The following is an 18053-nucleotide window of genomic DNA, read 5'->3' on the forward strand; positions in this document are numbered from 1 at the left end:
ACCATCATGCTAATTATAATAGTGGCATACGTGATCGTGTAGGTGTTGGTCAGTGGGAAATTGAGTTTAGAGATAACAATTGGATTTACATTAAAGATAAAGGTTGGGTAGAATTTGACGAAAAAATTATCCGTTGGATTCGATAATAAAAGAGACGGCTCTTATTGAAGTGACGCCCAAAAGTTAGACAGTTTATTACATTAGGCAGCTTCTTGGGCATGGGTCCGATATTGTAAAGGACTCATGCCTTTTTTAATTTTACCGTAATTCTTAGGGAGTGCTTTTTATTATGCGTGCCCAGCTAAGCTGGGCACTGCTTACTGATGAAAGTCCAGTCTAGGTAAGAACCAAGTCGCCTAGTAGCTGACAGGCAACTGGTGGAGAAATCCTAAGGTTGAAGCCCTGTGACAAAGTAACTTCTAATAGAAGTGCGAGCGAATCAGCAGACCGTAATATAAAGTGAACCTTGCCGCCTCGTCAAAAACAAACTAGGAATAGGACAAGGGGAAGTCGAGCTTGGAGAATATAGGTGAAGACCATGGAAGCGCAGCATCGAGGAATCCCTCGGGGTACGGAGGACGGTATGTTGAGAAAGTAGTTGAAAGCCAAAGAAAGAAGAACATCGGAAAGCCGTATGAGGGAAAACCTCACGTACGGTTTGATGAGGGGAAGCTGGAACAGAAAAGAGATGGCAAAGCCATCTCCAAAGAAATCTGTTTCAGTTTTCTACTCTACGAAAGGAGATGAGAACTATAGGTGAGGAATATATGAAATTAGTTAATAAATCGATAGCCGATTTGAGTTAGAAAAAAATCAACAGTATTAGAACCGAAACTATTATGGGAGGTGGCATTATGCCATTGGAATCATTATCAAATATTTTAAATAAAAAATTCGAGAATTTCTTAGAGCATCAAAAAGTTTTGTATTCTACTAATATCTTGCTTGATGGCCAGTTAGATTTTCCTCAAGGATTCGCTATAAATCAGGAAAAAAATGAGTTGTATATATCCCGGCAGATAAACGGTGGAACAGATGTTAAAATCAGTAGATATTCCCTGCCAAATTGTGATTTGATAGACACAAAGTCATTCGCAAAATCAAAGGGTGCTTTTCAAGAAGGATTACCATTCTATTATGATATTAACAACAAGTTATGTTTCCTAGTTCGGACTACTTATGATAAGAATCTAGCCATCTTTAATTACGATGATGGAGTATTAGGAGATAATATTCCTGTTTTAGGAGGTTCAAAACTAGGGAAAGATAAAGATAATAAGTATTTAGTTACTTCTTTTGGTAGTGCAGATCGAACAGAGGGTGTGTATATTTATGATTTTAAATCTGTTGTAAATAGTGAACCCATTTTAATTAAAACCATCTTTTTTAGCAACGTTATCGCTAATGGTGAAAAAACACAAGGTCTTACAATTATTGACGATAAAATTGTATTAGGACGTGGGAAAACATACCCTGTCTTAACGGTTATTGATTTTAATAACACTATATTAAGTACTATTGAACTTAACAAAAAAGAGTTAGGAGCGTTAGTTAGAAGATTTGATAACCAAAATATAGACATTAATAATTTTAGGTATGAAAACGAAGGTGTGACATTCTATGAATACAATGGCAGCTTCGTCCCTGTTGTATGTCATATTATTGGTAGTAAAATGTATTTCTCGTTATGTGGATTACTGGAGTTCGAAAAAATTAACACTTCTTTGAATACAGAAATTTCGGTTTCTAATTCAATTAAATGGATTGATGCAACTCTAGAACCAGGCGTAACTAACTATGGTGTTGACGTTTCTGTAAGGTACGGAAAAGATAGTAATGGAATTGTATATTTCGAAGGAGTATGTACCCATTCTTATACAAGTCAAGATCCTAATTTAGTATTGTTTAAATTGCCTTTTCCATATGCTCCTAAACGTAATAAGTTTCACAATACCCAAGCTTCTGGTGGAGCAGACAAGCGAAATAGAATTGAAATAAAAACGAATGGGGATGTGATTTTAGTTACTACCACATCAACAACAACAAAACCATTCACTGCTTTAGATGGTATATTTTTTAATGTGGAGTGAGGAATTGTTTTTAAGCAAAGAGGGACAAATCGTCTCTCTTTTTATTTTGAAAGGAGATGCAAACAATTGGATCGTATCGATGTATTAACTAAATCATTTATAGCTGCCTTCGGTGGCTTTTGCGGTTATTTTTTAGGGGGGTGGGATGTGTCGCTGAAAATTCTAATTACGATGGCTGCAATTGACTATATTACTGGAATGATTGCTGCAGGATATAACGGGGAGTTAAAAAGTAAAATCGGATTTCGAGGCATTGCCAAAAAGGTAGTGCTTTTTTTATTGGTCGGAGCTGCTGCTCAAGTAGATGCCATGTTTGGAAGTAACAGTGCAATTCGTGAGGCAACTATTTTTTTCTTTGCAGGAAATGAATTGTTATCAATCTTAGAAAATGCAGGTCGTATGGGTATTAAGTTACCAGCAGCACTAACAAACGCTGTTGAGATTTTAAATAACAAAAACAAAGGAGAGAATAAATAATGACTAAACGTATTATTGATATTTCATACCACAACGAAAATCCAGATTGGGATGTATTAGCACCACAATTAGATTTAGCTATTTGTCGTGTGCAATATGGTTCAAGTAAGAAAGATATTAAATACAACGAATATGTGGAGGCATTAGAATCATATGGCATTCCACATGCTGCATATGCTTATGGTTGCTATGTGTCTGTAAATGATGCAATTGTGGAAGCAAAAGACTTTTTAGCGCGTGTAAATCCAAATGCCAAATTCCTAGTGTTAGATTGTGAGAAAGATACATTAGCTGCATGTGGTGGTGCAAATTTAGCAGCGGCTTCTCAAGCATTTATTGACACTTTAAAAGTGGCTGGTTGGAAAGTAGGGTTCTATGTATCTCATGAATTGTATCCTCTTTACAATTTACAAAGCGTAAAAGCAGATTTCTTATGGATTCCACGATACAGTACAAATCCACCAAAATATGCTTGTGACATTTGGCAATATGCAGACGGTGAAACAGGCGGATGGCTTGATGGTATCGGAAAGGTAGACTTAAATTACTTAAATGGGGACAAGCCTTTATCTTGGTTTATTAGTAAGAAAAACAACCTTCCAGAAGAAAATGTTGTTCTTCCACCAGATTGGCAAGATAACAACCTTGGCGGTATCACTGTAACAGCAGATGTTGCAAATGTACGGGAAAATCCATCTACTGACGGAGTAATTAAGCGACAAGTATTAAAGGGTAGTAATCATGTATACTTAGCATGGCATCATGACGGATCTCATTTTTGGTATAAAATCGCAGAAGGTAACTGGATTCGTGATGATGTAGCTAAAATTAATAAGGATGGCAAATCACAAGGTGTCGTTTGGGTAAATGGTGTGGATATTAACTTACGTAAAGGTGCAAGTACTGGCGATGTTGTCATCAATAAAATTACAAAACGTTCTGCTTATGAAGTACATTATCGATATGTTGACTGGATTTATGTCGCAGGTGAAGGTGTTGAAGGTTGGATGTATTTTGATGAATCTTATGTAAATTGGCTTAGATAAGACGAGAGCCGGCTCTTATGAGTCGGATTTTTTATTTTTTCTGTATTTTTGTTTTTAAAATCACGTAGTGAGGGGAAATCTTTTATATTACGGCTAGTAATATAAGTATATAACAATGTAATAGTATATAACTTTAACTGTTTCTATAAAAAGGAGAGATAACATGATTCATCAAATAGATAATAATTCAAATAAATCCTTAGGTAACGAGAATATTGAAATGGAAACTAATGTGAAAACTGAGGACTCAACTTTTCCTTATGTTGATGTAAGAATGTATGGTGCAAAAGCAGACGGAACACAAGGTACATTAACAACCGAAGCTATACAAAAAGCATTAGATATTGCATTACATGAAGGAGGAGTTGATATTTTTATTCCTTCAGGTATTTATCGTATAACAAAATATTTAACTGTTTACAAAAATACGAAAATACGTCTAGGGAAAAATGCGATTTTATTAAGAGGGCATCCAGGAGGTATTGTGAAAAATGGAAATTCAGGAAATTTGTTTGAAGGTTATAATGGTAACGGCAACATAAGTATTGAAGGTGGAACGTTTGATGGTAATGTCCTTGAGTTCCCCCAAGGATTTAACATGACAGGATGGGCTCGGGGGGAAAATCTAACGTTTAGAGATATTACTTTCAAAGATGTTATTAATGCTCATATGATGGATATTAACGCTTGTCGTAATGTTGTAATTGAGAGATGTAAGTTTTTAGGATACAAAGATGCAACCACGGATAAATCAAGAGGGTATGCAGAATCTATTCAAATCTCTAACCATACTAAGTTAGGATTTTCTGATTTTGGAGCATGGGATGGAGAACATTGTGATAATATAACTATTCGTGACTGTTATTTTGGTAGTAGTGATACGAAAGGGATGAATCCGATAGCTACGGGAATAGGAAATCATTCTTCTGTAATGTTCCTTTTCAATAGAAATATTAAAGTTATCAATAATACATTTGAGAATGCAACTTATGCAGGTGTTCGTGCTTTGAAATTTGGCGATATGACTATACAAGGAAATACATTCTTAAATTGTGAGAGAGCTATAGCACATTCGAATCCTGATGGAAGTCCTGGTGAGGGGCAAAAAGACCGCGAAGGTAATGACACAGGAATGCCAGAATCAGGTTATAACTTTGTTGTAAAAGAAAATACATTCTCAGGAACAAGACGAGAGGATATCTATATTGTTGGATGGCAAAATGATAAGAAAGCAGCTTTCTTTGATAGCGTTAAAATTATTGATAATGAATTTAAAGAGAGGAATTCACCCGAAGATTTTGCTACTATCGTACTTTCGTATGTTGACAGATGTAAAATTAGAGGCAATACATTCAAGAAATCATTTAGACATATTTTTTTCAAACAATGTAGAAAGTTAGAAATTAAATATAATTCTTTTGAAGATTCACGAAATGAATTCATCTATAATACAGCATTAACTTCTTCAGATAACACTGATTTTTTAGAGGATGTTGATATTTCTAATAATATTATGATTAACTCAGGTCGTGTAGGAATCTTCCTCCAATCTATTACAAGATTCTTTATTGATAAGAATAACATTCGCAATACTTCGCTTGAAGCTGACAATCAACGTAGTGCTATTTTAGTTGGTAGTGCTTCTAAAGAAGGGTACATTCGTGATAATAGAGTGAGGATGTCAACTACCGAAAATAAAAATAAATATGGGATTGAAGTTACTCCTACATGTTCTAATGTACAAGTATTTAATAATGATGTGGAAGGGAAAACAGGTTGTGTTTTAGTATCCTCATCTGCAGGATTTGTTGGTTTCTTCGCTTATGATACGAATGGTGTAAAAAGAAAAGTAACCATTGACAATAATGGTACTTTAGTTTCTAGCCCTGTATAAGTAGAGGACGAGATGGAAAAAAACCGGCTCTTATTGAGTCGGCTTTTTTACTATGTATTAAACTTTAGCATTCATAAGTAACTCTTTTAATTCTTCTGTAGATAATTTACTTTCTAACGCTTTACTTAAGTCAAGTATAGGAGTTTTATAATCTACTGCTACTTGTAAATTATCAGTCTTCTTTTTTTCTGCATTGTCTTTAGAACAACCTACCCCACTAATTAACATGATTGGAAGTGCTAACGTTACAAGTTTCTTTGCTTTCATATTTCTATTACCCCTTATTAGTTGAATGATTGTATGTATAATTACAAGTTACTCTATTACTTTGTACGTTCTTCCATTTTCTTATCAAGTGCTTTGGCGTAGGCATCTTTGGTTTCCTGATTTAACTTATAAATTGCTTCTCTCCACTGTTCTCCATCTACACCTGACATATGTGGAGAACTTTTTAATACAGCTTCTTGAATCTTCAGTCCATCGTCTTTATCAGCGTCTTTTATTAACTTTGTTCCTTTTCTTGCATCTGTTATCCCTTCTTGTACGAGTTTATGAATGTCTTTGTATTTATCAGGTACTATTATGTTCTCCATACGGTCTAAGGCTTCATCCATATCGTTTGCTGTTTTAAATACATCTTTATATTTCTTATTATCTTTTGAAGCTTCTCCTAGTTTTAACAATATTTCATCCTTCTTGAATTGAAACTCTACCAGTTGCTCACAAATATAATACGGATACTGTTTTTCAGATATTACTGTTTTCGACATTGCTTTACTAGTTTCCTCAGTCTTAGGGATAGAATCTTTATCTCCTACCCCACAACCTACTAATAATAGAACAGGTATTGCTAATGATACGAGTTTCGTTGCTTTCATTATGCATTCTCCTTAAAATATAAATTAATGAAAAGATAACCTATTAAATAAGAGGTTTCTGAAAAAGTTTCAATCTTTAGTAAACAACAGAAATTTTATCAATATAGGGGTAATTCAAAATATTAGCTTGATGAGCATGGGGTCACCATATTAAAAAAAGAAAATTATACGTTTAGAAACAATTTAACCGATTCCCTGTACGTTAAGGAATTAGTTATATATTTTACTCCTTTTAAAGAATTTTTATCTTGTAATTAAGGTTTCTATAGAAGACATATGAAGTGTTCAGCCAATTGCAATTACAAAACAAATTCCTTTATTCATTTATAATTCCAATAATCATATTTTTCAACTTATTTTATAAGATTTAACCTCCTTAAATTTACCATAAAATGGTATTTAAATTATGCTGTTGAATATTTTTTAAAGGGGGAGGCGATCTTCATGAATCTATAGAAGAAACCATTCCCGCATGATAACAACTTCTAAAAGGAGGAAGGTTTATGCAAAGAATTTTTAAATTCCTGTTCACGTCTGTTTTTTCTTTGATTTGTGTTTTGTACTTTCAAACGAACGCTTTTGCCGCACCAGCATACGAAGGAGTTGTCAAAATGGAGCAACCGTCAGGCGAATCGTTTCAAGCCACGGTACATGGAGATGAATGGTTCCATTGGGCAAGCACAAAGGATGGCGACGTACTTTTACAAGATGAGAAGGGGTATTGGAATTACGCTGAACTTACATCAGACGAACTGAAATCGACGGGGAAAAAATATAAAATTGACAAGAAGCCTGCAAAAGCGGTAAATGAGAACAATTTGAACAAATGGATAAAGAAATACAACCCTCAAGCAAAGAAAAAACAGGAGCTCATGAAAGAATTTACGGGATCACCAGAAAATGTTGACGGAACTGTCACTCCAGTTTTAGGAACCAAAAAATTACTTGTTTTGTCAATTGGGTTTACAGATGTTGATATCGCATATAACGACAACGATTGGAGTAACAAATTCTTTTCTGCAAATCAAAAGTCAGTAAAGAATTACTATAATGAAGTCAGTAATGGAAAATTACAGATCACTCCGGCATCCGAAACATATGGTACGCAAAATGATGGGGTGGTTAAAGTGAAATTAGATTACGCTCATCCGGATACATCGGGAAAAGACATTAGAACGGTTATAACAGATGCACTGGCTAAAGCTGATCCTACGGTGAATTTTGCTAGTTTTGATACTAATAATGATCAAGTCATCGACTCTAAAGATGGCTTCTACATTGTAACTGTTCTTGCTGGCAATGAAGAGGCTAGTGGTGGTTCAGCGCCAAATATTTGGGCACATCAGTGGTATGCTCCTAACACAAATCACGATGGTGTTACAGTATCAGGTATGTATACGACGCAGGGTGAAAAACAATATGGTCATATGGCAACGATTGGTGTTACTGCTCATGAATTGGGTCATTCCTTTGGCCTTCCAGATTTATATGGCGTTAATAATCATGTGGGTGGTCTAAGTATAATGGCTAATGGAGCTTGGAATAGTCTTCAAGGAGAAGATTATGGAGCTACACCCGATCATATGGATGCCTGGTCAAAAGTAAAATTAGGATTTGTAACACCAACTGTAGTAAATACCACCAACAATTTTACTCTAAATACGATCCCTAATAACTATAATGTTTTAAAGATTCCTTTAAAGGATAATACGTATTTTTTAGTTGAGAATCGCCAAAAGGTTGGGTATGATGCAAGCTTGCCAACAAATTCTGGTGGCATCGCGGTTTGGCATATTGATGAATCCATGAATAATATTGATAATGACCCTCATCCTTTCATTGATATAGAGCAATCTATCAGTGAATATCAAGACCCATTCTATTACACGAATCAAAATCATGCTGCTTCCTTTGGTCCAGACACCAATCCGAATAGTAATACCTACACTGGAGAAAAATCGGGAGTAACGATTACGACGACAAGCACAAGTGGTTCTGCCATGAATGTAGCAGTCACAACAAAAGAAGCTAATTGGATTCCGCAAACAAATTGGACACTAAAATATGTAGACAGCTATAATTCGTACAATTTGGGTACGTATGCCTTTGATGGAAACAAAAACACGTTTTGGCATACGAACTGGAGCCCCGTAGCTCCAATGCCGCACGAGATTCAAATTGATTTAGGTGCAACCTATAGCCTCTCCAAATTCAACTACCTGCCAAGACAAGACGGCCAAGTGAACGGAACGATTAAGGGCTATGAGTTCTACGTCAGTAGTGATGGAGTGAATTGGGGAACAGCTGTAGCCACAGGTACCTTTACAAATGATACCACTTTGAAAGAAGTCAGCTTTGCAACCAAGACAGGTCGCTATATTAAATTGCGTGCCTTAAGCGAGATAAACAATAATCCATGGACAAGTGCGGCTGAAATCAATGTATTTGGAACGGCGCAATAAGGTATTTGTAAAGGTAGCTATTGAAATCATTGATAAGCTATCACAAAAGTACCCACAAAATGCCCACAAAATATTGAAACGATATTCTTTATTTTGAGTTTGTGATTTTAAAGAATTTTGATAAATATAGGTTTCATAGTTATTTCGATTTTATGGTGTGAAGCTTGTTCCGTACGCAAGTTCACCAATGGGAACTCGATCAATATATGACTCTTTATTAAGAGTGAGAGGCCTTGATACTACTGGTATCGGGGCTTTTTTCTTTTTGTGGATAAAACATTTTTCAATGAGTTAGAACACATTCATCCACAAAAAATGCAAAGATAAACATCACCTCAAAACGTTATTCATGTATGCTTCAAATTCAGCGATAGATCTTTTATCAATTTTATCGCTAATATGGGAATAGACATTTGGTGTAAATACATTATCGATATGCTGACTGGATTTACATTGCAGGTGAAGGCGTTGAAGGTTGGATGTATTTTGATGAGGAATATGTACATTGGCTTAGATAATAAAATAGTCAGCTCTAATTAAAGTGCATCTCCAATTGTTAGACTGTGTCTAGCAATTGGGATGCACTTCAGTGTACGGTGACCCCATTTAGCTACTTTTGCTTTACTTGTATGTCTAACGCTCCATCTTGATGAATAGACTTAATAACGATATCTATTGTACCTTTACCTTTGCCTTCAAAATAACCAAAGATAACCACTTTTTGCATTTTTTTATTATTATCTTGATAATTTAAAGTTAAACTATTTTCTCCTACGTCTTTTAAATCGATTTTAGTTTTATATTGTTTATTAGAATCAATAGTAGGTATTGTAATTTGTTTAGTTTTACGACCATCAATAATTATAAGATTTTTAATATCTTGATCTGTTTTGTTAGTAATTGTAATATCAAAACCATGATAAAAAAATACAATATACAATATCCCTATAGTTGAGACACTTAATATTGCTAAAATTGTATAAAACCATTTGTTTTTTTTCATCATTTAAACTCTTTTCTTGTTTATAATTTTTTTGTTTAAAAGATAAAATAGAATTTAATACCAAGTAGGTCTTAAGTCTCCATTCCCATCAAATACTCTAAACTAACCCCATCTTGCTAATTCTCTTAATTTATCATGTCCTTGACCAGCATGCGCTCTTCCGACAGCATTATTGTGTAAATCCATCGCTTTATCCCGCATTAACGGGCAGTAAGACCCCCACCTCAAGATTCAGAGAGAAACAAAGAAGATAGGTGGGGGATAAAGAAAACCCCCACTGACGGAAGTTTCACTTTATCATTTCCACTACTAGTTGATTCATGGGCAGTAGCAAATTCAGCAGCTAAACCTTGTCCAATTCGATGCGCCATGTGTTCGTTCCAGTGAGCATGTCTAAAAGCATCTTGTTTTGCCTCAAACTGTATTTGTTGTTCACTTAAAGACGGTTCATTAGTTTCAGCATAAACATTATTAGTAACTGCTCCTAATGATAAAAACATAGATATTGCTTCTACTGTTATTCCTACTTTTTTTACATATGTATCCCGCTTGATATTTTATAACTTGAAAAAATTTTATATTCTGAATATATTTTTTTCAAGTAAAATTTTCCTTTTTTTTTTAAAAAGTATTTTTTAACATCTTCGAAAACATTCCTTTTCTACAGATGGAAGAAATAAAGAACGGTCGCTTATTTAGTTGTCACCCTATTGGGCGGGCTTTCCGTCAGTGGGGGATGAAGAAAACCCCCACTGACGGAAGTTTCACTTTACTAAGCTAATAAAACAAAGTGCCTTCTAAAGTGAAAAAATACGCTATTCTTTCTATAGAATCATAGGAAAGGATAGTGTTTTTTTAACACTTGGAGGTAGTTGATATTTTTAAGTTCATGGGCATGTGATGTGATTCTAAGTAATTTAAACTATATTTGAGTAAAACTTATTAATTATTAGGAGCTTGTCCATTTCACTTTCTTCCTTTTTTCATAGTTTATATAGAGTTTGATAGAAAGGGGGAAGTGAAATGGTAGTAACTTGTATTGCACAAGTCACTGATCAATTTTTCCTAGTTACCGAAGTTGATGGAGTTGAAATTAGAATTCATATTTCAGCTCAATTGGCAGCAATTTTGAAGGCATTAGGTGTACCATCATGCGAATAGTAAGTGATAAGTGACATTTCTTCATATTGAATGAAATGTAATAAAGAAAGCCGCTCATTTTTAGGTGGGCGGCTTGTTCTTTAACTCTATTAAAGTGTTACGCTTGTGGTGTAGGAAGATCAGCATGACTATAAGAAGGTGCGGGCGTATCGCCTTCAGCATTAGCTAGCATTGGCGGTCTCCCATGATCATAAGCTGGAGACCAAGTTGTATAAGCTAAATCAGGTTTTTTGGGCGCAGGTGGTCTACCGTGGTCAGCTTGTTATGAATATGAAACTGAAACTGAAACATTACCTATAGTTAGAACTGCAGCAAAACCAACAAAACCAATTAATAATTTTTTCATTTTAATGCACTCCTTTGTGTAAGCGTCTGCTTTGCTTCATAGGCAATATTAAAATATTTACTAGCCTTTTCAGAATTACCTTCTTTATAGAAATGTCTTGCAAGATGTCCTGCGTACTCTTCAATAAAACCGTAAAGTTGTTGTGTTTCAAAGTAATTAATGCCTGCTACAATAGAAGATTCTAGGTTTTGCTTATATTCTACGTCATATAAAGCTTGTACTATGCGGAAATGATGTATATATTCTGTATCAGCCAACTGCATACCTTCTTTTAAAAGAGTATTAGCTTTTTCAATCTGTTTTAGCTTATAGTATTCCTGTGCTAACAAGAATAATGTCTTATGATATGGTTTTTCATTGTTATAAACATCTGTTAGATAACGTATAGCGGTTTCCGATATATTTTGTTTTGCATATAGAAAACCTAAATTGTAACGAATTAACATAACTAAATTTTCATGATTTTGCTTTTGAGCAGATTCTAAGCTTTTTACAAAATATTCTTCAGAAGGTAAGTATTCTAAAAATAGACAGTATGTAATACTAGACGATAACAATAATGAAAAAATAAAGTTTAATGATATAGAAAAATTGAAGAGTTATATGTACAGCTGCTGGATGGGAATGATCAGCGGTGTAATCATTGTGAAAGAAGCATAGGAGGAAGTGAAAGCTCTATAAAGAAAATCAGCTGTATCCAATGGGGATAGCTGATTTTAAAAATATTTAGAAAATCCAGTTGACACCCCCTGCTACTTGGTGTTACGATGTACCTGTAATAAGCAATACTGAATAGCGTGTTTTCCCAAAAGCTATTCAGTAAAAATTTCCCTCAGTACTCTGTTATACTGAATATAAGTCAGACAAAATAGAGGAGGTAGAGGAGGATCTGAACATGGAAAATTTAACTGAAATGTTGAAGGGTTCGCTGGAAGGTTGCGTGCTGGAAATCATCAGCCGTCATGAAACCTATGGCTACGAGATTACCCGCCGCCTGAACGAGCTTGGGTTTACCGAAGTCGTGGAAGGGACGGTCTATACCATCCTCGTGCGATTAGAAAAGAAAAAACTTGTGAACATGGAAAAGAAACCGTCAGATATGGGACCGCCCCGTAAGTTTTACTCACTTAATGAGGCTGGCCGCCAGGAGCTTGAATTGTTTTGGAAAAAATGGGATTTTGTATCATCAAAAATCAACGTCTTAAAGTCAATCTAGCTTCATAAGATATTCCGTCCGATATTTTTGGAGTGTCTTGCTCAGCTTTATAAAAAAGGAGGAAAAATAACATGATGGAAATGTTCAAAAAAATAATTGGTGATAAAAAAGAATACAAGATGATGATGGCACGGGTTGAAGCCCTGCCAGAGGACTACCAGTTTGTATTTAAGAAAATTCAAAACTACATGTGGAATTTCTCAGCGGGCAACGGGATGGATATGCTACACATACAGTATGAATTAATCGAGTTGTTCGAAACCGGTGCGGCGGAAGGTAGACAAGTGCTGGAAATCACTGGAGACGACGTAGCGTCCTTTGCCGACGAACTAGTGGCAAACGCTAAAACCTATGTCGCCAAGTATCGTGAAGATTTGAATCAGAGTATCATGAAGCGATTGGGGAAAAAATAAATTCAATAGATAATACCGACTGATTAGCTGGTTACAAATGTGAATTGCAACCTTCGCTATTCAGTTATATTTTTAACTCGGTACTAAGTTATACAGATTATCAGTCAGACTAAATAGAAGAGTATAGGCAATCTAGCTCCGCAAGGTGCTTTTTATAAGGAGGAAAAAAGTATGAGCAATGCAGCGATTTCTGTAAAAGGGTTAAAAAAATCCTTTAAAGACAAGGAAGTCTTAAAGGGGGTGGATTTTGAGGTGCGGCGTGGCGAAATTTTTGCACTGCTGGGCTCAAATGGAGCGGGTAAGACAACGACGGTCAACATCCTCTCGACGCTGATGAAGCCCGATGGCGGCGAAGTAGGTATCTGCGGCTTTGACGTCCAACGTCAACCGGATCATGTTCGCCAGAGCATCAGTCTGACAGGGCAGTTCGCAGCTTTAGACGGCATGCTCACCGGACGGGAAAACCTGATGATGATCGCTAAGTTGCGTGGAGTTTCCAATCCCACGCAAATCGTCGACAATCTGCTTGCAAGATTCAGCCTGACCGATGCGGCCAACCGCCGGGCAGACAAATATTCCGGCGGGATGAAGCGCCGGCTTGACATCGCCATGAGCCTGATCGGGACGCCAGCAGTCATTTTTCTCGACGAGCCAACGACAGGGCTTGACCCCGAAGCGCGGATTGAAGTCTGGGATACCGTCAAGGAACTTGCCGGCGGTGGCACAACCATCTTGCTGACAACCCAGTACCTGGAGGAAGCCGAACAATTGGCGGACCGTATCGCCATCCTACATGGCGGAAAAATCATCACGACCGGTACCCTTACCGAACTCAAAGAGATGTTCCCGCCAGCGAAAGTGGAGTACATCGAGAAGCAACCGACATTGGAGGAAATTTTCCTCGCGATTATCGGCAAAAAGGAGGAGATGTAAATGAAAAGTAAAACAGGGGTATTACTAGGGCGTTTAATGCGCAACATCATGCGTAGCCCGGATACGATTATCACGGTGGCGATTACGCCGATTATGATGCTGCTGCTGTTTGTCTACGTATTTGGCGGCGCCATAGAGACAGGTACGGACAACTATGTAAATTATTTATTGCCGGGAATCTTACTGATGGCTATCGCATCCGGCGTCGCTTACACTTCCGTGCGGCTGTTTACGGATGTAAAGAGCGGGCTAATGGCGCGTTTCATTACCATGCCCATCAAGCGCTCGTCGGTATTGTGGGCTCACGTATTGACCTCGCTTGTTTCCAATGCGCTTACTATCGTGGTGGTTATCCTCGTTGCGCTCTTGATGGGCTTCCGTTCCAGCGCTGATATCCTGGATTGGCTCGCGGTAGCTGGGATACTCGGGGTGTTTACACTGGCGCTGACATGGCTGGCTATCATTCCCGGATTGACAGCGGGATCTATGGAAGGGGCGACAGCCTACTCGTACCCGCTGATTTTCCTGCCGTTTATCAGTTCGGCCTTTGTCCCGACCGAAACCATGCCTAAAATTGTCCGTGCATTCGCTGAGAACCAGCCCGTGACTTCAATCGTGAATGCTATTCGTGCCCTCTTGTATGAAGGGTCTGTTGGCAACGATATCTGGATCGCGCTTGCTTGGTGCGTCGGCATCATGGTCATCGCTTACTTCTTCGCCAGTAAAGCATTTAAACGCCAGTTAGGATAAGTACACTATCGGTTCGGTTACGTTATGTTAATTATTGATGTATGGGGTATACAAAAAGAAAATTCATGTCCTTCTTTAACAGTCGAATTGCGCTCTGGAGTTTGAATATTGCAAAAATAATGTATTTGAACCTCTTCTTCTTTCCGAGGTTCAAATACATAAAAAGGCTATCAATAATAGACAAGCGTAGATTTATTTGCCAACACTCATCAATATATATTGTTAATGTAACCACATTTAATGTTCAGAGCGATTTGCTTTGTTACATGTGTAGGAGACTGTAATAAAAATTTCATTTTGTAGTGAAGTGAGGGGGAAGTACTGGACAAATAAATGAAGACACTCGAATTGAGTGCCTTTTCTTAGCCTTAGCAGCCAAATCCACCTCCAAAACAACTACAACCGATTATGATTAATAAGATAAATAACACAATCAGTAAGGCGAATCCGCCGCCGAAGCCACCACAACCAGCAAAACCCATGATCTATTCCTCCTTTTAGTGAGGAAAAAAACTATGTGGGCTGTCGTTATAGGTATTCCAGCGGATTTACATTACATTATGTGACGTGGATCTAAAGAGTGCATGTATGTAAAGAAATTTAATTTAGCAGTTCTAATTATAATTTGAAGAAGATGCATTGAAAAGAGCAGCCAGCAAAAGCTAACTGCTCGTCCTCGAGGGGGAGGAAAGTAAAACTACAAATGGAGTACAGCTATGAGTGGCCTGTTTGTAATATGTGCAGATTTTGAAAAGTTATGCATAAGGGGAGTTAAAAAAATAAAAAAGGCTATTGGGATTTTCAAACGACACGTTTCGGCATCTTGTTTTCTCCTCTCTTAATCAAGTTTATAGATTACACTGATTAATTATATCGTCTATTTTAAAGAGCAACGCTGATGCGTTGTTAGGTTATATAACTGTTATGATAGTAGTATGGATATTTTAACGAAAGGTCAACTGATACATGGTTGTCCTTTTTTATAGGTATTTCTTTTTTGACTTATACAGTTACTCATAATTTTCGTATTGTGTAACGCAAAAAAGAAATGCTTATAAATTCACTTGTATAAATGGGTGTGACGTTTAGGGCAGTTACACAAAATATAAGATATGGGTAAGTGAAGCAACGGTATAAAAAAGAAGCTTAGTTTGTCAAATGGACGTACCGCTCTATTATTATCAAGTTAAGGAATTAATTGTTTCCGAATAGTATCCGTTTTTATATGAATTATTATTGGATTTGAAAAATTAAAAAATCGCCTTATTAAAGGCGATTCATAGTTTATCTATGTTTCATTCGTTTGATAAATAAGTATCTTTTAAAGTTAAATACAATGTTCTACATTAACGTGTTTCTTTTTCTTTTCTTCTAAGACCGAATAAACCTAATAATCCTAATAAACCAAGCCATGCCCAATTATTATCATTATCACGATCATTATTCAAATCATTTGTTGTATTCACATTTCGAGTTCTAGTATCATCATTAACTCTATTCATGTTATTGTCATTAACTCGAGTTGTAATATCATTATTGTTAACTCTATCCCTATTATTACTATCGTATTCAGCGTGGACACTTGTACCAAAAAACATAATAGTTAGTAATAGAGCACTTAAAATAGATGAGAATTTTTTCTTCATAGTTGTCCCTCCTTTCATATTTAGTAATGTCTCCAGTTCCTTTAGATAATATTCTTTTAAAAATATATAAATCCATTTGAGTTGAAATTAGGATAAACATCTTTAATTTCTATTATTAAAAATACTGGTAATAATGGATTATGTTAATTGAAATATATGTGTTATTTATAAGAATAAATTTTTTGTAACAGTATATTCTATGAGAGATAATTACTGTATTTGGTAAAGTGTTCCTTATAAGTTATAGGAACTTATTTTCTTTAATCCAGAACATGATTGGGAAAATTTTTTCTATCACTTGATGTCGTATCGATTGACGTGCAGCGGAATATATCAACATTAAATGATTGAGAGAAGGATAAAACTTCACGTACCGTATTTATAGTAATAGTATAAAGATTTAATGAAAGGGCAACTGTGTATAGTTACTTTTTCACATTTTGAGAAGGGTGAGCATATATTGAAGTATAGGGAAGAGATAATGTAATCACCTTTTCTATTCAATATCAACACTTCTTAACACATTGAGAGCATCCACTAGATGGATTGCTCTTTTTATTATGTGAAAAAGGATGAATACGGGCTTCGGCTTTCTTTAGCTTCTCATCAGATGATAATGATTTTGTAGAAGGACGCCCTGTACTTCCTTTTCCACGACGCTCTGTATAAAAACCTTCTTCACCACAAATTGTTCATATGTCTTTCTCCAACGTTTTAAACATTGATTCGGTTTTTTCTCACCGATAATGTCCAAATCGAATCCATTCTCTAAAAAGATTTGATTTGGACCTTTTCCTTTTTGATTTTCTTTCACAGCTTTTATCTTAAAATCTAGACAATAGCTAATAGAACGTTCTGATACTTTTAATACATTTTCATTCTTCTCTAGTTGTTTCATTTAGCTTTCGTTAAAAATAATTTTACTCATTTTCTGTACCTCACTTTTATCATTATCTTCATTATAACGAGGAATGCTTATCAAAATACATAAAAACCCCGAATCATGGACTTTTTTTAAGTGTCCACGATTCGGGGTACAGTTCAATAAGTGCTCTTATAAGAATTTGCATAATTTTGTCTAATGTTAATAGTAGTTAACAAAAAGAAATTGGAATTTTCTCGTTTTTATATAAGATAAAGAAAACTTACTATTTCTTATGTTGCTAGCAGAAATCTTAATGAAATTGTTGTTGAGTGCTCATTTGTTGCCCTTGTTGGTTACCCATTTGTTGCCCTTGTTGGTTACCCATTTGTTGCCCTTGTTGGTTACCCATTTGTTGCCCTTGTTGGTTACCCATTTGTTGTCCTTGTTGGTTACCCATTTGTTGCCCTTGTTGGCCGCCCATTTGCTGTCCAGGTTGACCACCTATTTGTGATTGAGCCTGAGAAATAGCTTGATTTACTTGGCTTAGTGTTTGATTAGCCTGTAGATACTGTAATCCTTGATTTAGTGTTTGAATAGCTTGTTGAATAGTTTGCTGTAATTGTTGATCAGCTTGTTGCATTTGTTGTTGAGATTGTTGACTAAACTGCTGAAGTTGTTGCATTAGTTGATTAGCCTGTTGTAACCCTTGCTGTGGTTGCTGCCCTTGTTGTTGTCCTTGAGAAGCTTGAGATAAAGAATGTTGTAACTGTTGAATTTGATTTTTAAGGTTAGTTAATTCTTGTGAAACTTCTAAATCAGCAGCTTTACGTGCCACGGCTTCAACTTTTTTCTCTGTTCGTTTGTCCATTTTAA

The 18053-nt window shown here is 36.0% G+C and carries 20 protein-coding genes; 11 read left to right on the forward strand and 9 right to left on the reverse strand.

Features of this window, described 5'->3' with window-relative positions; genetic code table 11:
* The first annotated feature begins 516 nt into the window (after positions 1-516).
* The 5 genes from WAZ07_RS10350 (at position 517) to WAZ07_RS10370 (ending at position 5507) form a co-directional block, all read left to right on the forward strand.
* Entirely contained in the window at positions 517-747 is a 231-nt protein-coding gene (locus WAZ07_RS10350) for a hypothetical protein (protein WP_336472376.1), read from the forward strand.
* Positions 748-854: 107 nt separating this feature from the next.
* On the forward strand, positions 855-2090 hold the full coding sequence (locus tag WAZ07_RS10355; protein ID WP_336472377.1) for a hypothetical protein: 1236 nt from the start codon (positions 855-857) through the stop codon (positions 2088-2090).
* A gap of 66 nt (positions 2091-2156) precedes the next feature.
* A complete protein-coding gene (locus WAZ07_RS10360) occupies positions 2157-2567 on the forward strand; it encodes a phage holin family protein (RefSeq protein ID WP_336472378.1) in 411 nt (136 codons plus the stop codon).
* Positions 2567-3613 carry a GH25 family lysozyme gene (locus WAZ07_RS10365; protein WP_336472379.1) on the forward strand — a complete coding sequence of 349 codons (1047 nt, stop codon included), beginning with the start codon at positions 2567-2569 and terminating at the stop codon, positions 3611-3613. The genes WAZ07_RS10360 and WAZ07_RS10365 overlap by 1 nt, the downstream gene beginning before the upstream one ends.
* A 163-nt stretch (positions 3614-3776) precedes the next feature.
* The gene (locus tag WAZ07_RS10370) at positions 3777-5507 is read left to right on the forward strand and encodes a right-handed parallel beta-helix repeat-containing protein (protein WP_336472380.1); all 1731 of its coding nucleotides are present in this window, start codon (positions 3777-3779) and stop codon (positions 5505-5507) included.
* A gap of 57 nt (positions 5508-5564) precedes the next feature.
* Here the strand turns inward: WAZ07_RS10370 and WAZ07_RS10375 are convergent, their stop codons facing one another.
* Together WAZ07_RS10375 and WAZ07_RS10380 are read right to left on the reverse strand one after the other, a co-directional pair.
* Positions 5565-5774, reverse strand: coding sequence for a hypothetical protein (locus WAZ07_RS10375; RefSeq protein ID WP_336472381.1), 210 nt, complete (start codon positions 5772-5774; stop codon positions 5565-5567).
* A 56-nt stretch (positions 5775-5830) separates the two neighbouring features.
* The gene (locus WAZ07_RS10380) at positions 5831-6385 is read right to left on the reverse strand and encodes a hypothetical protein (protein WP_336472382.1); all 555 of its coding nucleotides are present in this window, start codon (positions 6383-6385) and stop codon (positions 5831-5833) included.
* 503 nt (positions 6386-6888) lie between these two features.
* Between WAZ07_RS10380 and WAZ07_RS10385 the strand changes: the two genes are divergently transcribed.
* On the forward strand, positions 6889-8847 hold the full coding sequence (locus tag WAZ07_RS10385; protein WP_336472383.1) for a M6 family metalloprotease domain-containing protein: 1959 nt from the start codon (positions 6889-6891) through the stop codon (positions 8845-8847).
* 610 nt (positions 8848-9457) lie between these two features.
* On the opposite strand, the gene WAZ07_RS10390 is transcribed toward WAZ07_RS10385, so the two are convergent.
* Positions 9458-9853 carry a hypothetical protein gene (locus WAZ07_RS10390; protein WP_336472384.1) on the reverse strand — a complete coding sequence of 132 codons (396 nt, stop codon included), beginning with the start codon at positions 9851-9853 and terminating at the stop codon, positions 9458-9460.
* 221 nt (positions 9854-10074) lie between these two features.
* A complete protein-coding gene (locus tag WAZ07_RS10395; protein WP_336472385.1) occupies positions 10075-10350 on the reverse strand; it encodes a DUF6973 domain-containing protein in 276 nt (91 codons plus the stop codon).
* Between the two features lie 523 nt (positions 10351-10873).
* Between WAZ07_RS10395 and WAZ07_RS10400 the strand changes: the two genes are divergently transcribed.
* Positions 10874-11011 carry a DUF3956 family protein gene (locus tag WAZ07_RS10400; protein WP_336472386.1) on the forward strand — a complete coding sequence of 46 codons (138 nt, stop codon included), beginning with the start codon at positions 10874-10876 and terminating at the stop codon, positions 11009-11011.
* A gap of 342 nt (positions 11012-11353) precedes the next feature.
* Here WAZ07_RS10400 and WAZ07_RS10405 read toward each other — a convergent pair whose 3' ends face one another.
* Positions 11354-11803 (reverse strand): tetratricopeptide repeat protein, encoded by a 450-nt coding sequence (locus WAZ07_RS10405; RefSeq protein WP_396547528.1) that lies wholly within the window; start codon positions 11801-11803, stop codon positions 11354-11356.
* A 449-nt stretch (positions 11804-12252) separates the two neighbouring features.
* Here WAZ07_RS10405 and WAZ07_RS10410 point away from each other — a divergent pair, with 449 nt between their 5' ends.
* The 4 genes from WAZ07_RS10410 (at position 12253) to WAZ07_RS10425 (ending at position 14669) form a co-directional block, all read left to right on the forward strand.
* Positions 12253-12573: a PadR family transcriptional regulator gene (locus WAZ07_RS10410; RefSeq protein WP_018768018.1), complete on the forward strand. Its 321-nt coding sequence runs from the start codon at positions 12253-12255 to the stop codon at positions 12571-12573.
* Positions 12574-12644: 71 nt separating this feature from the next.
* A complete protein-coding gene (locus tag WAZ07_RS10415; protein WP_090912991.1) occupies positions 12645-12986 on the forward strand; it encodes a DUF1048 domain-containing protein in 342 nt (113 codons plus the stop codon).
* 171 nt (positions 12987-13157) lie between these two features.
* Positions 13158-13919 carry an ABC transporter ATP-binding protein gene (locus tag WAZ07_RS10420; protein ID WP_090912993.1) on the forward strand — a complete coding sequence of 254 codons (762 nt, stop codon included), beginning with the start codon at positions 13158-13160 and terminating at the stop codon, positions 13917-13919.
* Positions 13920-14669 carry an ABC transporter permease gene (locus WAZ07_RS10425; RefSeq protein ID WP_336472387.1) on the forward strand — a complete coding sequence of 250 codons (750 nt, stop codon included), beginning with the start codon at positions 13920-13922 and terminating at the stop codon, positions 14667-14669.
* Between the two features lie 368 nt (positions 14670-15037).
* Here the strand turns inward: WAZ07_RS10425 and WAZ07_RS10430 are convergent, their stop codons facing one another.
* The 4 genes from WAZ07_RS10430 to WAZ07_RS10445 all read right to left on the reverse strand — a co-directional run bounded on the left by WAZ07_RS10430 (position 15038) and on the right by WAZ07_RS10445 (position 18048).
* Entirely contained in the window at positions 15038-15151 is a 114-nt protein-coding gene (locus WAZ07_RS10430; RefSeq protein WP_090913000.1) for a YjcZ family sporulation protein, read from the reverse strand.
* Positions 15152-16015: 864 nt separating this feature from the next.
* Positions 16016-16315, reverse strand: coding sequence for a WGxxGxxG family protein (locus WAZ07_RS10435; RefSeq protein ID WP_336472388.1), 300 nt, complete (start codon positions 16313-16315; stop codon positions 16016-16018).
* Positions 16316-16910: 595 nt separating this feature from the next.
* Positions 16911-17213: an HTH domain-containing protein gene (locus tag WAZ07_RS10440; RefSeq protein WP_336472389.1), complete on the reverse strand. Its 303-nt coding sequence runs from the start codon at positions 17211-17213 to the stop codon at positions 16911-16913.
* A 277-nt stretch (positions 17214-17490) separates the two neighbouring features.
* Positions 17491-18048 (reverse strand): hypothetical protein, encoded by a 558-nt coding sequence (locus WAZ07_RS10445; protein WP_336472390.1) that lies wholly within the window; start codon positions 18046-18048, stop codon positions 17491-17493.
* Positions 18049-18053 lie beyond the last annotated feature (5 nt).

It is taken from the genome of Bacillus bruguierae (assembly GCF_037104725.1).
Lineage (GTDB): Bacteria > Bacillota > Bacilli > Bacillales > Bacillaceae_G > Bacillus_A > Bacillus_A bruguierae.

Coding starts and splice junctions, on each gene's coding strand:
- WAZ07_RS10355 (WP_336472377.1), top strand. CDS start 855: ATGCCATTGGAATCATTATCAAATATTTTAAATAAAAAATTCGAGAAT.
- WAZ07_RS10365 (WP_336472379.1), top strand. CDS start 2,567: ATGACTAAACGTATTATTGATATTTCATACCACAACGAAAATCCAGAT.
- WAZ07_RS10370 (WP_336472380.1), top strand. CDS start 3,777: ATGATTCATCAAATAGATAATAATTCAAATAAATCCTTAGGTAACGAG.
- WAZ07_RS10375 (WP_336472381.1), bottom strand. CDS start 5,774: ATGAAAGCAAAGAAACTTGTAACGTTAGCACTTCCAATCATGTTAATT.
- WAZ07_RS10380 (WP_336472382.1), bottom strand. CDS start 6,385: ATGAAAGCAACGAAACTCGTATCATTAGCAATACCTGTTCTATTATTA.
- WAZ07_RS10385 (WP_336472383.1), top strand. CDS start 6,889: ATGCAAAGAATTTTTAAATTCCTGTTCACGTCTGTTTTTTCTTTGATT.
- WAZ07_RS10390 (WP_336472384.1), bottom strand. CDS start 9,853: ATGATGAAAAAAAACAAATGGTTTTATACAATTTTAGCAATATTAAGT.
- WAZ07_RS10395 (WP_336472385.1), bottom strand. CDS start 10,350: ATGTTTTTATCATTAGGAGCAGTTACTAATAATGTTTATGCTGAAACT.
- WAZ07_RS10400 (WP_336472386.1), top strand. CDS start 10,874: ATGGTAGTAACTTGTATTGCACAAGTCACTGATCAATTTTTCCTAGTT.
- WAZ07_RS10405 (WP_396547528.1), bottom strand. CDS start 11,803: ATGTTAATTCGTTACAATTTAGGTTTTCTATATGCAAAACAAAATATA.
- WAZ07_RS10410 (WP_018768018.1), top strand. CDS start 12,253: ATGGAAAATTTAACTGAAATGTTGAAGGGTTCGCTGGAAGGTTGCGTG.
- WAZ07_RS10415 (WP_090912991.1), top strand. CDS start 12,645: ATGATGGAAATGTTCAAAAAAATAATTGGTGATAAAAAAGAATACAAG.
- WAZ07_RS10420 (WP_090912993.1), top strand. CDS start 13,158: ATGAGCAATGCAGCGATTTCTGTAAAAGGGTTAAAAAAATCCTTTAAA.
- WAZ07_RS10425 (WP_336472387.1), top strand. CDS start 13,920: ATGAAAAGTAAAACAGGGGTATTACTAGGGCGTTTAATGCGCAACATC.
- WAZ07_RS10430 (WP_090913000.1), bottom strand. CDS start 15,151: ATGGGTTTTGCTGGTTGTGGTGGCTTCGGCGGCGGATTCGCCTTACTG.
- WAZ07_RS10435 (WP_336472388.1), bottom strand. CDS start 16,315: ATGAAGAAAAAATTCTCATCTATTTTAAGTGCTCTATTACTAACTATT.
- WAZ07_RS10440 (WP_336472389.1), bottom strand. CDS start 17,213: ATGAAACAACTAGAGAAGAATGAAAATGTATTAAAAGTATCAGAACGT.
- WAZ07_RS10445 (WP_336472390.1), bottom strand. CDS start 18,048: ATGGACAAACGAACAGAGAAAAAAGTTGAAGCCGTGGCACGTAAAGCT.